This is a genomic window from Pseudoalteromonas spongiae UST010723-006, assembly GCF_000238255.3.
Taxonomy (GTDB): Bacteria; Pseudomonadota; Gammaproteobacteria; order Enterobacterales; family Alteromonadaceae; genus Pseudoalteromonas; species Pseudoalteromonas spongiae.
The window spans coordinates 960,329-974,601 of the sequence record NZ_CP011040.1 but is presented as its reverse complement, the minus strand read 5'-3'; the positions used below and the strand labels follow the sequence as shown (position 1 = coordinate 974,601).

Annotated in this window: 14 protein-coding genes; 10 read left to right on the top strand and 4 right to left on the bottom strand. The window is 41.2% G+C overall.

Annotated features, from left to right (window positions below):
• Nucleotides 1–22: 22 nt before the first annotated feature.
• The 4 genes from PSPO_RS18590 to lolB all read right to left on the bottom strand — a co-directional run bounded on the left by PSPO_RS18590 (nucleotide 23) and on the right by lolB (nucleotide 4,695).
• Nucleotides 23–1,975, bottom strand: coding sequence for a methyl-accepting chemotaxis protein (locus PSPO_RS18590; RefSeq protein ID WP_010559032.1), 1,953 nt, complete (start codon nucleotides 1,973–1,975; stop codon nucleotides 23–25).
• A 301-nt stretch (nucleotides 1,976–2,276) separates the two neighbouring features.
• Nucleotides 2,277–3,224, bottom strand: coding sequence for a ribose-phosphate pyrophosphokinase (locus PSPO_RS18585; RefSeq protein ID WP_010559033.1), 948 nt, complete (start codon nucleotides 3,222–3,224; stop codon nucleotides 2,277–2,279).
• Between the two features lie 47 nt (nucleotides 3,225–3,271).
• Nucleotides 3,272–4,126 carry a 4-(cytidine 5'-diphospho)-2-C-methyl-D-erythritol kinase gene (gene ispE / locus PSPO_RS18580; protein WP_010559034.1) on the bottom strand — a complete coding sequence of 285 codons (855 nt, stop codon included), beginning with the start codon at nucleotides 4,124–4,126 and terminating at the stop codon, nucleotides 3,272–3,274.
• Complete coding sequence (gene lolB, locus PSPO_RS18575) at nucleotides 4,114–4,695, bottom strand: lipoprotein insertase outer membrane protein LolB (RefSeq protein WP_010559035.1); 582 nt, start codon at nucleotides 4,693–4,695, stop codon at nucleotides 4,114–4,116. Before lolB ends, ispE begins: the two co-directional genes overlap by 13 nt.
• 87 nt (nucleotides 4,696–4,782) lie before the next feature.
• Between lolB and hemA the strand changes: the two genes are divergently transcribed.
• From hemA to PSPO_RS18525, 10 genes are all read left to right on the top strand, one after another.
• Nucleotides 4,783–6,036: a glutamyl-tRNA reductase gene (hemA, locus tag PSPO_RS18570; RefSeq protein WP_010559036.1), complete on the top strand. Its 1,254-nt coding sequence runs from the start codon at nucleotides 4,783–4,785 to the stop codon at nucleotides 6,034–6,036.
• Between the two features lie 16 nt (nucleotides 6,037–6,052).
• A complete protein-coding gene (gene prfA, locus PSPO_RS18565) occupies nucleotides 6,053–7,138 on the top strand; it encodes a peptide chain release factor 1 (RefSeq protein ID WP_010559037.1) in 1,086 nt (361 codons plus the stop codon).
• Nucleotides 7,131–7,979, top strand: a complete 849-nt coding sequence (prmC, locus tag PSPO_RS18560) for a peptide chain release factor N(5)-glutamine methyltransferase (protein ID WP_010559038.1) — start codon at nucleotides 7,131–7,133, stop codon at nucleotides 7,977–7,979. Before prfA ends, prmC begins: the two co-directional genes overlap by 8 nt.
• Nucleotides 7,980–8,037: 58 nt before the next feature.
• On the top strand, nucleotides 8,038–9,582 hold the full coding sequence (locus PSPO_RS18555; RefSeq protein WP_010559039.1) for a DUF3369 domain-containing protein: 1,545 nt from the start codon (nucleotides 8,038–8,040) through the stop codon (nucleotides 9,580–9,582).
• 4 nt (nucleotides 9,583–9,586) lie between these two features.
• Complete coding sequence (locus PSPO_RS18550; RefSeq protein WP_010559040.1) at nucleotides 9,587–9,961, top strand: SirB2 family protein; 375 nt, start codon at nucleotides 9,587–9,589, stop codon at nucleotides 9,959–9,961.
• Nucleotides 9,962–10,160: 199 nt separating this feature from the next.
• Entirely contained in the window at nucleotides 10,161–10,955 is a 795-nt protein-coding gene (locus tag PSPO_RS18545; protein ID WP_010559041.1) for a tetratricopeptide repeat protein, read from the top strand.
• 27 nt (nucleotides 10,956–10,982) lie between these two features.
• The gene (locus tag PSPO_RS18540; protein WP_010559042.1) at nucleotides 10,983–12,233 is read left to right on the top strand and encodes a DUF819 family protein; all 1,251 of its coding nucleotides are present in this window, start codon (nucleotides 10,983–10,985) and stop codon (nucleotides 12,231–12,233) included.
• 20 nt (nucleotides 12,234–12,253) lie between these two features.
• Nucleotides 12,254–13,102 (top strand): 3-deoxy-8-phosphooctulonate synthase, encoded by an 849-nt coding sequence (gene kdsA / locus PSPO_RS18535; RefSeq protein WP_010559043.1) that lies wholly within the window; start codon nucleotides 12,254–12,256, stop codon nucleotides 13,100–13,102.
• Between the two features lie 164 nt (nucleotides 13,103–13,266).
• Nucleotides 13,267–13,842 carry an aspartyl/asparaginyl beta-hydroxylase domain-containing protein gene (locus PSPO_RS18530; RefSeq protein WP_010559044.1) on the top strand — a complete coding sequence of 192 codons (576 nt, stop codon included), beginning with the start codon at nucleotides 13,267–13,269 and terminating at the stop codon, nucleotides 13,840–13,842.
• 138 nt (nucleotides 13,843–13,980) lie between these two features.
• Nucleotides 13,981–14,271, top strand: a complete 291-nt coding sequence (locus PSPO_RS18525; RefSeq protein WP_010559045.1) for a DUF6916 family protein — start codon at nucleotides 13,981–13,983, stop codon at nucleotides 14,269–14,271.
• Nucleotides 14,272–14,273 lie beyond the last annotated feature (2 nt).

Genomic DNA, 14,273 nt, shown 5'->3' with positions numbered 1-14,273 from the left:
GTTGTACTGCCTTAGCGTTTGTTTACACTTTAAAGCGGTTAACGAGCCCCTCTAAATTAGCGGCAATTTCGACTAATCCACGTGCTGTTTCAGCCGCTTTTTCTGCACCTGCAACGGTTTGCACTGCCATTTCATTTACTTGACCTACACTGTCGGTAATTTGCTGAGTCACCACATTTTGCTCTTCAGACGCCCCGGCGATTTGCATATTCATATCGCGGATTGTGCCAACGGAACTAGAGATTGAATCAAGGGCTTCATTGGTTTCGTTAGCTTTTTCTGTGGTAACGCGCGCACTTTCTAAGTTTGCGTTCATTTGATCAACTGACGACTTAGCTTCGCTTTGCAGTTTATGGATCATTGCTTGAATTTCTTCGGTGCTCTTTTGCGTACGACTCGCAAGGCTTCTTACTTCGTCAGCAACTACAGCAAAACCACGACCTTGCTCGCCTGCGCGGGCAGCTTCAATAGCAGCGTTAAGCGCCAATAAATTTGTTTGATCTGCAATTGCTCGGATCACATCTAAAATTGACCCAACTGATTCGGTTTCGTTTTCCAGGTTTTTAATTGAATTACTCACCAGCTCAGTGTTATCAACTAAGTCGTTTATCGCACTACGCGTATTATCAACCACTTGCTTACCAGTATGAGTTTGATCGTCGGCATTGGTTGCTGCATCGGCTGCAAGTTGGGCACTTTGTGTGATATCGGCAACTGTGGCCGCCATTTCATTCATCGACAGCACGGCTTGATTTAACTGCTCCATTTGATGCTCTGCACCTTGCATTGAACTTGCAGTATTTTCATCCAATATTTTCGTTGAGCGTATTAGCTCGGTAGTTGCGTGTTTTAGGCTATCAATAATATGTCGCAGCGTACCGACCATTTCTCCCATGGCATTATAAATACCAGTTTCGTTGCCTGACTTTGTAAATGAAATGGTTAAATCGCCATCTGCTATACGGTTAGCGATGTATTCAATGTCTTTTGGTTCGCCGCCAATGGGTTTACGAATGGTAATGGAGATAAACCAACTGAAAAATACGCCCACAGCGACAACAGCTATTGAGACGACAATAATTGTAGTTGTGGTGGTTTCACTGCGGCTTTGAACTTTAGGACCAAGAGAATCTTGGTCATTTTTAACAGATAGCTTCACTTCTTCATAAGCCTCGGCAATTTCAGGGCCGACTTTATTCAATACATTGGTAATGATGTTATTGCGCTTGTTGATTACGTCATTTACATTGTCAATGCCTCGCTGATAAGCAGCTAAACGAGTAGCAGTTTCATTTAGCAGTGCGATTCTTTTAGGTGATTGTATATTGTCCTCAAGTACTTTTACCGATTTCATTACTTCTTTAAATTCCGCGGTCGCGCGCAAATAGTCATCTTGCGTGTTTGAAACGAGAAATTTGTTTGTGTATAAACGACCTAATAAAAGCTGTTCTTGTACAATGGCGGCAAAGTAAGTGACATCTGTATCGCCATCTTCGTAGGCGGTTCGAATAATTTCACTCACATTTTGCCGGATGATTGCACCGTTTGCATCAAGTTGGTTTTTAACAATGTCATCACGTTTGGCATATAAATCTACGACGTCTGAAAACCCTTGCTCGTAGGCCATAACTTTATCAAATGACTGATCAATAAGCTTAGCTCGACCAGGTTCAATAATCTCTGTTCTCGCAATGTCGAGTTGTTCATTGAGTAGCTTTGCGCGTTTATTAAAGTCGTTGATGTTTTCGTTATTTTGTTCTTTTAAAAATTTAAGGGCATGTAAACGAATAGATAATAAATTAGATTGCACTAAACCTGCTAAATTACTGTCGCGGGCGAGTCCGCGATATTCGACGAAGTCGTCGTATCCACTGCGTAAACCAAAAAACGAAATAGTGGCAAGTAACACCATTAATCCAATCATGGCGCCAAATGAAATAGATAGTTGTTGAACCAGTTTTAACTTAGTGAACATAAACGCTACTCTCATTAGATCTGACGGATTTAATTTATATTAAATTTAATTAAGTATAGGTAGAAAATTTAATGCACACTGTAAATTCTTCATTATTTCTAAAAATTTACTCGATATTAATCTGTTAGTTGACGCGCGTTGATATTTTAATGGGTTTTGAGTGAGGTAAAGCGAGCGATTAAAGCACGCAGTAAGTTAAATACGTAAGTTATGAGATGGTATAAGTTGGCGAAGACAGTGTTATTTTTGAAACAAAAAACGCAGGCTAGGCCTGCGTTTTTATCATATATTTAAGCGACTTTTAGTGCTCAAATAATGCAGAAATTGATTCTTCGTTGCTTACGCGACGAATTGTTTCTGCAAGCATATCAGCAAGCGTTAACACTTTAATCTTGTCGATTGCTTTTAATTCGTCTGTAAGCGGTACAGAGTCAGTTACAATAACTTCGTCAATTACAGAGTTTTTAATGTTTTCTGCTGCTGCACCTGAAAGTACAGGGTGTGTTGCATAAGCAAACACGCGGCGAGCGCCATGTTCTTTTAATGCTTCTGCAGCTTTACAAAGCGTGCCACCTGTGTCGATCATATCATCAACAATGATACAGTCACGGCCTTCAACATCACCAATAATGTGCATTACTTGCGATACGTTAGCGCGTGGGCGACGCTTATCGATAATTGCAAGATCAGTGTCATCAAGTAGTTTTGCAATTGCACGTGCACGTACAACACCACCGATATCTGGCGATACAACCACAACATCTTCAAAGTTTTTCTCTTTCATATCTTCAAGTAGAATTGGGCTACCGAAAACATTATCAACTGGTACGTCGAAGAAACCTTGAATTTGTTCAGCGTGTAGGTCAACAGTTAACACACGGTCAACACCAACGCTTGAAAGGAAGTCAGCAACTACTTTCGCTGTGATTGGAACACGAGCACTGCGCACGCGACGATCTTGGCGAGAATAACCGAAATATGGGATAACCGCTGTGATACGGCCAGCTGATGCACGGCGAAGTGCGTCAACCATTACGATTAATTCCATTAAGTTGTCATTTGTAGGCGCACAAGTAGATTGTACGATGAAAACGTCAGAACCACGTACGTTTTCGTTGATTTGAACGCTAATTTCACCGTCACTAAAACGACCAACTTCAGCGTCACCAAGATCAATGTATAAGCGTTTTGCAACTTTTTGAGCTAACTCAGGCGTTGCGTTACCAGCGAAGAGCTTCATGTCTGGCACGGTAGGTTTCCTCAGGCACTTTTTTGGGTAACAGTAGTTACCAATAATTAATTTAGTTTAGTACGTAACTCCGAATGTGCTGGAGATATGTTCGTACTTCTTGCTACAAAGCCTTGCCAAGTTTCAGGGAGCGATTTTAATGCTTCAAGGGCTGCGTGCTGCGTTTCAAAACTGACAAAACAGCATGCTCCGGTACCTGTCATTCTTGACGGGCCGTATTTTAACAACCAGTTAAGGGTCTTTTCAACCTCGGGATAGTGCTTTTTCACCAACTCTTCGCAGTCATTTCGATGTTTGGAGCTTTGCCAGTCGCCTGATAATTTAGGTGTGTTACGTGGTAAGTCGGCATTATTAAAGATTACGCCCGTGCTAATGTGTACATTTGGGTGGACCACTAAATACCAAGTTTCAAGTAAATTTACTGGGGCTAATTTTTCGCCAACACCCTGTGCGATTGCGGCCTGGCCGTTGATAAATACGGGCACATCGGCACCTAGCGCAACGCCAATTTCCGCTAATTTTTCAAGTGGTAACGCTAATTGCCAAAGCGCATTTAAAGCAAGTAATGTAGTTGCCGCATCGGATGAACCACCACCCACACCGCCGCCACTTGGCAGGTGTTTATCAAATGAAATCTCTGCTCCAAACGCAGTATTTGTTGCAAGTTTTAATGCGTTTGCGGCTTTATAAATTAAATTTTCTTCGTCTGGCAGTCCGTCTATTTGGGTTTTTAGCGTAATCGCGCCGTCGTCTGTGCATTTAAAATGTAAACGATCGCCATAATCTAAAAACACAAACAAGGTTTCAAGTTCATGGTAACCGTTCGGTAAACGCCCATTAATATGTAGAAATAAATTAAGTTTTGCGGGCGCAATAAGCGAAAGCGTTGTTAAATCTGCCATGTATATACTTTTAATTTTAGTTTAACGGTGTCGTGAGTGAGTGAAATGGAATAGGGCAACCAATATCCCCCATGTTTTTGGTAGTTGCTGTAGGTTATTTCCCATTGCTTGCCTTGCGAATCAATAAGTGTGGCATTGCTAACGCGATTTAGTTCATCGGCAAGAAATGTTTGGGTATGAGGCAATCCTTTTAACCAATTAGGGTCATCTAAAAATGGAAGATTCATACCCGTTAACCAATACACTAGTTGCTGTGCATTTTTGCCAACATGGGTTTCGCCATCTAATTCTAAAGTGGCGTGGGTCTGCGTCTTTTCAACTGAAAGGACTGAGGTGCCAACAAATGATGTGAGATTAAGCACATCTTTTTTGGCGGTAGTGGCCCAAAATAAATTAGCACTTTGACGTTTTTCTGGCTGAATAATCGCCAATTTACCTTTTACCTGCCAAGACTGTTTTTGCAGTAATTCCCTTTGCCAATTTTCTTTAACTGTTGCATTGTCGTAATATTGACTTGCACAGCCTGTTAAAAAAACCAAAAATATGACAAATATCATGCGTAATTGCATCAAATCTTAAATCCTTACTTTTTTTATTGACTTGATTTACGTAAAATTAATCGCTTTAAAACGTGCTAAAAACAAATTGTAGACATAATGACCATAGTTGCTTTAGGCATTAATCATAAAACCGCATCTGTTGAATTAAGAGAACGCGTGGCGTTTTCTCCTGATCAAATCGACGTTGCCCTCGCTCAACTTTGCCAACAGAATGGCGTTAACGAAGCTGTGGTTGTGTCTACCTGTAATCGCACTGAACTCTATTGTATCGTTGAAAATCAACAACCCCAAGTGCTTATTGATTGGTTGGCTGATTTTCACCAACTCAATAAATGCGAATTAGCGGAACACGTGTATCAGCATCAAGACTTTAATGCTATTCAGCACTTAATGCGTGTTTCGGTTGGATTAGATTCGTTAGTGTTGGGTGAGCCACAAATTCTTGGCCAAATTAAACAAGCTTATGCTAAGGCAAAACAAGCGGGCGTGGTGAACGCCTTACTTGAGCGTCTTTTTCAGAAGTGTTTCTCGGTTGCAAAACAAGTACGTACTGAAACCGATATCGGAGCAAGTGCAGTTTCAGTTGCCTATGCGGCGGTTAATTTAGCCAAACACATTTACGGTAATTTAGAACCAACCAAAGTATTGCTAATTGGCGCGGGCGAAACCATAGAGCTTGTAGCACGTCATTTATACCAAAATGGTTGTCAGCATATGACAGTGGCAAACCGTACCTTATCACGTGCACAAAACTTAGCAGATGAGTTCAACGCACAGGTTGTGCCGCTATCGCGCGTACCCGAGAGTTTAATCGATGCCGATATTGTGATCAGTTCTACAGCAAGTACATTACCAATTATCGGTAAAGGTATGGTTGAACAGGCGTTAAAGGCGCGTCGTTATAAGCCGATGCTGCTTGTTGATATTGCGGTACCACGTGATATCGAAGCGCAAGTAGCTGATCTTGACGATGCGTATTTATATTCTGTTGATGATTTACAAGAAATTGTTAATCAGAATATGGAATCGCGAGAGCGTGCAGCCGCTGAAGCGGAAGAGATAATTGTTGTAAAAGCCAATGAATTTGTAACTTGGCGAAATGCGCTCGATTCAGTCGACATTATTCGTACTTACCGCAAAAATATTGAACAAATAAAATTAGAGTTAGTACAAAAGGCGCAAGGTCAGTTAAAATCAGGTAAAGACCCAGAAAAAGTGCTGAATGAATTAGCTAATAAACTAGCAAATCGAATTATTCATTCACCAACCAAAGCGATTAAGCAAGCTGCTGAGCAAGATGATATTGCCAAACTTGCACAAATCAAAAAAGTTTTAGATTTAGATAATTAACAGGCGTCAAGCTTAGATGAAAGAATCCGTTTACAGAAAATTAGAAACGCTGGTTGAGCGTTATGAAGAAGTACAAGCATTATTAAGCGATCCGGATGTGATCTCTGATCAAGACCGTTTCCGTTCGCTTTCAAAAGAATATTCTGAACTTGAAGATGTAACCAAGGCTTTTAATGCGTACCGTCAGGCAGAAGATGACGTTGCGACAGCCGAAGAAATGCTTAAAGATAACGATCCCGATATGCGTGAAATGGCGCAAGAAGAATTCAAAGAAGCCAAAGCAAATATCGAAGCGTTAGAAGACGAACTACAAGTGCTTATGTTACCGAAAGACCCTCGTGACAATAACAATGTGTTCCTTGAAGTGCGTGCCGGTACTGGTGGTGATGAAGCGGCAATCTTTGCTGGTGACTTATTCCGCATGTACAGCCGTTACGCTGAAACACAAAAATGGAAAGTTGACGTTGTTAGCACGAATGAAGGCGAACACGGCGGGTTTAAAGAAGTTATTGCGAATATTTCTGGTGAAGGCGTGTATGGCAAACTGAAATTTGAATCAGGCGCACACCGCGTACAGCGTGTTCCAGAAACAGAATCGCAAGGCCGAGTGCATACCTCTGCATGTACGGTTGCGGTTATGGCAGAAGTTCCGGAAGCAGAAGCAATTGAAATCAATTCGTCTGATCTTAAAATTGATACCTTCCGCGCATCAGGTGCCGGTGGTCAGCACGTTAACAAAACCGACTCAGCGATTCGTATTACCCATATTCCAACGGGTGTAGTTGTAGAATGTCAGGACGAGCGTTCACAGCATAAAAACAAAGCGAAAGCACTGAGTGTGCTTGCGTCGCGTTTACAACAAGCTGAAGATGAGAAGCGCATGGCAGAAGAAGCCTCTGAGCGTCGTAACCTTGTCGGTAGTGGTGACCGTTCTGAGCGTATTCGTACATATAATTATCCGCAAGGTCGTGTTACCGATCACCGTATCAACTTGACACTTTATAAGCTAAACGAAGTGGTTGAAGGCGATTTAGGTGCCATTGTTGACCCACTTGTTCTTGAGCATCAAGCAGACTTGCTTGCAGCGATGGGCGATGAGTAATTATTCGATACAACAAGCACTTGCCGTTGGCGCAAGTGCTTTAACTAACACATCAGAATCCCCCAAACTTGACGCAGAAGTATTACTGTTAGATTGCATTTCACAATCGCGTACATACCTTTTTACGTGGCCTGAAAAATTACTGACCGATGAACAACAAGCCGTTTTTTTGTCAGCAATTGAAAAACGCAAAACGGGTTTACCTGTTGCGCATATTACTGAATATCGCGAGTTCTGGAGCCTAAATTTTAAGGTGAGTCCTGCAACGCTTATTCCAAGACCAGATACCGAAACATTAGTTGAATGTGCGCTTGATAAAGCAATAAACAAGCAAGGTAGGTTACTTGACCTTGGTACCGGCACCGGTGCAATCGCCTTGTCACTGGCAAGTGAGCTTCCTTTATGGCAGGTGATTGGCTGCGATTTTCAACCAGATGCCGTTGCGTTGGCAACGCAAAATCAACGAAATCTAGCGATTACAAATGCGACCATTGTCCAAAGCGATTGGTTTAGCGCGCTCGATGTGCAATTGTTTGACGTCATCGTATCAAATCCGCCTTATATTGATGAACAAGACCCTCATTTGCTCGAAGGTGACGTACGATTCGAACCTTTATCGGCGTTAGTCGCACCGAAAAAGGGGATGGCTGATATTGAACATATCATTGAAACCGGACGTTACTATTTGCAGAAAAAAGGCTGGTTACTATTAGAACATGGTTATGATCAGGGCCAGTTAGTACGTGATTTTTTTGCAAAAATGGCATATAAAGATATTTCAACAGTAAAAGATTTAGGCGGCAACGACCGTGTAACTTTAGCGCAGTGGGATCCTGATTAGCTATTTAGTGAGTTGGTATTAACGCGAGTGTGAAGTGGTTATAAGGGGTAAGGATAGAATGGCGAGTGATTTTTTATTTTCTGATGAGTCAGAGCAAGCACCGAAGCAAGTAAATAACCACGGTACTTGGAAAGTTATTATTGTTGATGACGAACCGGAAGTGCATGCGGTAACGAAACTCGCGTTGAGCGATTTCTCATTTCAAGATAAACGACTTGAATTTATTAGCGCCTATTCAGGTAAAGAAGCAGAAGAAAAAATTATAGCGCATCCAGATGCAGCCATCGTTTTGCTCGATGTGGTTATGGAAACCGATGACGCGGGTTTAAGAGTTGCCCAGTTTATTCGCGAAACTGCTAAAAATAACCATGTGCGAATTATTTTACGAACTGGCCAACCGGGGCAAGCGCCGGAGCGCCAGGTCATTGTTAACTATGATATTAACGACTACAAATCAAAAACCGAATTAACAGCACAAAAACTATTTACGGTTGTTATGTCGAGTTTACGTTCTTATCGCGATATTTTATCAATAGAGCACTCTCGCCAAGGTCTTGAGAAAATCATCACCGCTTCACGCGATATCTTTTCATCTCATTCTATGGACACCTTCATTCATGGCGTAATGCAACAACTTACCTCGATTTTAGGGTCAGTTGATGAGGCGATGTATGCAACCTCACTTGTTGCAAGTAGCCCTGATGAAAAACAGCAAGAGCTGATTGTGTTTGCAGGACAAGGCGAGTTTGAAAAAAGCGAAGGTAAGCCAGTTAACCAGGTGCTATCTGAAAAGCAATTGTTAGCGTGCAAGAAAGCACTCAGTAACAAAACCATTGTTTATGAAGAAGATTACCTTTTTGCCTATTGTTCAAGCCGTTTTAACCATAACTCAATGCTTTACGTATCGGGTATTCCACGCAGTCTCACTGAAACACATAAAGATTTGATTGAAATTTTCTCGCAAAATGTACAAATTGCCTACGAAAATGTGCAATTGCAATCTGAAATTGAAGATACGCAAAGAGAGCTGGTTTATCGCCTAAGTGAAGCGGTTGAACAGCGTTCCTCTGAAACCGGAAATCATGTAAAGCGTGTATCACTCATTAGTTATGAACTTGCAAAAGGTTATGGCCTGAGCGACGAAGAGGCCGATGTACTGCGTTATGCAGCACCACTGCATGATGTTGGTAAAGTTGGTATTCCCGACACCATTTTACATAAACCAAGTAAATTGGATGAGCAAGAATGGAAAGTGATGCAAACTCATGCCATGAAAGGACACAATATTTTAGCGGGATCTCGACGTGATATTATTCAAGCAGGAGCGATTTTAGCCCGCGACCATCATGAAAAATGGGATGGCACAGGTTATCCTCGCGGCCTAAAAGGTGAAGAAATTCATGTTTATGGCCGTATTGTCGCGTTAGCAGATGTGTATGATGCACTTCGTCATAAGCGCTGTTATAAAGAAGCGTGGAGCGTAGAGCAGGTTACAACTGAATTACAAAATCAACGTGGGCTGCATTTTGAGCCTAAGTTAGTTGATGTATTACTTAACAACATCGATAGATTCGAACAAATTCTTAATAATTATCCAGGGTAGTAAAATGGAATATATTGCGTTAAAGCATACACATATGTTGTTAGCTGCACTGAGTGTTGTGCTTTTTTATACACGTGCATTTGCTCGCATCAAGCAGTTACAACTTGCTAAAAATAAAATACTGTTTATCGGTAGCCATAGTATTGATACCTTGTTGCTTATCTCAGCCGTAGCGCTCGCAGTGACACTTGGTATGAGTCCTCATAATCAACCTTGGTTACTTGAAAAAATCGTACTTGTGGTAGCGTATATTGTTGTAGGGATCTTTATGGCAAGGCAAAAACATATTAAAGGGCAAATATCGCTTTTATTGCTTGCTACAACCGTTATTTTCGCCATTTTTTATTTAGCGAGATTTAAAACACCATTTCTTTTTTAAAGGCTGATTATTCAGCCTTTTTCTTTTCTATCTGGGCTTTCACGTTCATACAAGTGTGCTATATCTATTCAACGATTATTGATACAGAACATTAAGTTAGTCTCTATTCTTTATCTATTCGCCGATCTTCATTGGTATTCATTTTAAAACACGATAAACTGGCATTAATTTTTAGTTATAGAGAGACCGAAGGATATTGATGTTTGATATCTCTGAGGAAGAATATACAGCGGCAATAGAAGCGCCCGTCTTTACATGTTTAAACCATGAGTCATCGTGGCTGGCTAAGTTCGATTACGCCCTTTGTCGGGACAAATTGTCTGAACTGGTTCTGATGGCGGTAAAAACGCAAAAGTCTGAAAACACCATAGAGCAAAACCTAAATTCGCTACTCGATAGTTTTTACAGCGACTTTGCCTTTAGCGGGACGAGCCAAAAAGTGCCGATGAGTCTGCTTAATAGTGTCGCCTATGCACTTAATTACCGCACTGGCAGCACTATATCGCTTGGCATGATCTTAACCTATGTGATGGAACAACTTGGTTTTGATGTTGAGATGTTGGTATTTGAAAACGACATTCAAGTATTACTAGAAGTAAGCCAAGGTGAAGGGTATTTAATCGACCCATGCTCGGGTGGGCAACGCTGGTATATCAAACCAGAAAATGACGATGAAAATAGCCTAGATAACGCATTTCAACAATTGTTTGAAGACGATGTTGTGAAGCTATTTTTGGCCCATCAAAAATGGGCATTTATCAGTGAAAAACGCTACGGCGAAGCGTTTAAATGTGTTGAAAAACTGATGGTTCTTACCGATGGTGATCCGTACGAATTACGCGATCGCGGTTATTTATTACATAATTTGAACTGTGATGAACTCGCCATTAAAGACTTTGAAAAGTTTATCGAAGAGTGCCCGGATGACCCATCAATTGATGTGCTGCAAAGCCAAATTGAAGAAATGGACTCGCACTTTAGAACAATCCACTAAAAATAACTTAATACAGGAAGCAGCTTCATGGACTCTCACAGCGTGATGTTCACCAACGATGCCGTCGTTATGGGTATGTTGGCCATAATCTTAGGTTTCGTGTTTTATACCTCAAATCTTAAAACCGGATTTTGGGCAAAATTTTATAAGTACGTTCCCGCATTATTGATGTGTTATTTTTTACCATCGCTATTAAATACATTTGGTATTGTCGACGGTGGAGGCAATAGCGTGTATACGGTTGCAAAATATTACCTATTACCTGCCTGTTTAGTACTACTAACACTGAGTATTGACTTAAAAGCCGTTGCAGCGCTTGGACCAAAAGCCATTATTATGTTTTTAACTGGTACTGTTGGTGTTGTTATTGGCGGGCCAATCGCGTTATTAGTGGCGGCCACCTTTATGCCAGAATTGCTAGGTGTTGATGGTGCAGGGGAACTTTGGCGCGGCATGGCGGCACTGGCTGGTAGTTGGATCGGCGGCGGTGCAAATATGGTAGCGATGAAAGAAATCTATCAAGCTAACGGCGATATCTTTACCATTATGGTAACCGTAGATATTGTAGTGGCGAATATTTGGATGGCAGGACTTTTATATTTAGCGGCTCGTCATAAAGAGATTGATAAGCATACTGGTGCAGATACTTCATCTATCGATAAACTAATTGATACGGTATCGCAGTTTGAAAAGAAAAATTCACGCAAGCCAGAACTGCGTGATCTAATGATTTTAGTGGCATTTGGCTTTGGTGCGACAGGCTTTGCACATTTAATTGCAGACACTGCAGTGCCTTTTTTCCAAGCAAACTACCCAGCACTTGAGAAGTTCTCGCTGCATTCAAAATTGTTTTGGATTATCTTTGTTGTAACCACAATCGGCTTAAGCTTATCGTTTACAAAAGCACGTCAATTTGAAGCGGTAGGCGCATCAAAAGTAGGCGGCTCATTTTTATATATTCTAGTGGCCACCATTGGCTTACATATGGATATCGGCAAAGTATTTGAAGCACCAAAATACGTTATTATTGGCCTAATTTGGATGGCAATTCACGTTATTCTATTATTTGTTGTTGCCAAGATTATTAAAGCGCCGGTGTTTTATGTTGCCGTGGGCAGTAAAGCGAATATTGGCGGTGCTGCATCAGCGCCTGTGGTTGCATCTGCATTTCACCCGGCATTAGCACCTGTTGGTGTGTTACTGGCTGTACTTGGTTACGCACTTGGGACATATGCTGCGTGGTTCTGTGGCCAAGTGCTGCAGCTGGTCGGTAGTTAATTATTCTGTTAGGAATTTAAATGAATACACAAATTATTAAAGTGGGTAACTGTGAAGTTGCTAATGACAAGCCGTTTGTACTATTTGGTGGTATGAATGTGCTTGAATCACGTGACTTAGCAATGCAAATCGCAGAGCATTATGTTGAAGTGACAACAAAATTAAACATTCCTTACGTGTTTAAAGCGTCATTTGATAAAGCAAACCGATCATCAATTAACTCTTATCGTGGTCCAGGTTTGGAAGAAGGGTTAAAGATTTTTGAAGAGATCAAAAATACCTTCAATGTACCAGTGATTACTGATGTACACGAACCGTATCAAGCGGCACCCGTCGCTGAAGTTGTAGATGTAATTCAGTTACCTGCATTTTTAGCACGTCAAACCGACTTAGTCGTAGCGATGGCGAAAACTGGCGCAGTTATTAATGTGAAAAAACCGCAGTTTTTAGCACCTCATGAAATGCGACACATTATTAAAAAGATTAACGAAGCGGGTAACGACCAAGTAATCTTATGTGAGCGTGGCTCAAGCTTTGGCTACAACAACCTAGTAGTTGATATGCTTGGTATGGATGATATGAAGCAGCAAGCGCCCGTTATATTTGACGCAACACATGCGCTGCAGCGCCCGGGTGGACGTGCCGATTCAGCTGATGGCCGTCGCGCTCAAGCGGCAGAACTTGCACGAAGCGGTATGGCACTCGGGCTAGCAGGCCTATTTATTGAAGCTCACCCAGATCCGAACATTGCCAAATGTGATGGTCCATGTGCATTACCACTTGCTAAACTTGAAGGTTACTTAAGCCAGATGAAAGCGGTTGATGACCTTGTAAAAAGCTTTGAGCCACTTGATACATCTGCAAGTTAACGTTTGAAAACTTGGTGCTGATTCTTGTCGGCACCTATCTCCTTAATCAAATAATTTGATTCAACCTTTGCTCCGTTAATCACATTGTAATAGATTGTTATAAAGCTTTTTCGATTTTGTACTATAACTAAATTAATCAAGATTTTGATAATGTGATTTAGGAAATGGATTTTTGTACACTCGAATTTCAGTTTGATGTAAAAAAACTTCAGTTAGAAGTAAATGAAATACTGAAATGTGATTGGGTTGCGCATGTCAATCAAAGGGCCTACCAAGGCCAGTGGGATGTTTTCCCTTTAAGATGCGCTGTAGTTCATGAAGACGCACATCCAATTCTGCAAGCATATTCGATAGAAAATAATAGTAAGTGGGTAAATTTGCCCGCTTTGAGCAACTCTCCGTATCTCTCTAAAGTTATCAACTCGCTTAAATGCCCGATACAATCAGTTCGCCTGATGCGATTAAAAGCAGGCGCGTCTATATTACCACACAATGACGCTGGGCTTGGTTTGGCGCATGGCCAGGCCCGCCTCCATGTACCTATCTTTTCTAATAATAGTGTTACCTTTTATGTGGCGAACCAGTTAGTCCCTATGCCTGCGGGTAAAATTACATATATTAACGCAGATCAAGTTCATGAGGTACGTAATCAAAGTGCAGAAGACCGCATTCACTTGGTAATTGATTGCGTGAGTAATGCTTGGCTTGAAGAAAACATCCGGGAATTAGCCCATGTGTAATATTGGTGTAAGGGTATTAACGGTATTAGTAAGTTATTTTAAGGCATTAAAATGCGTCAAATAAAATGTCTCACTCGTTTTATTTCAAGATTAACTGAGTAATGAAATCAAACAAAACAATCAGAATAAGGAGCTAAAATGGACATCCTGAAACGCGAAGAAATTGACAGTTTGGTTAATGAGAATTTAATACTAATAGACCCCGAAGGTACCCAAGTAGAGCTCAAAGTTGTTGAAGTTGAATCAACCATTCTTAATGGTGATGAGTGGGACTCGTTTCACGTGATTTTAGAAGGGACTGAGGCATTTCATGTGCCGCAAGGAACCTATAAATTTGCACATGAAAAACTCGGTGAGATTGACATGTTTATGTCACCGAACAGTCAAACAGAATATGAGATTGTGGTTAGTCGTAAACGCGACGCTTAACG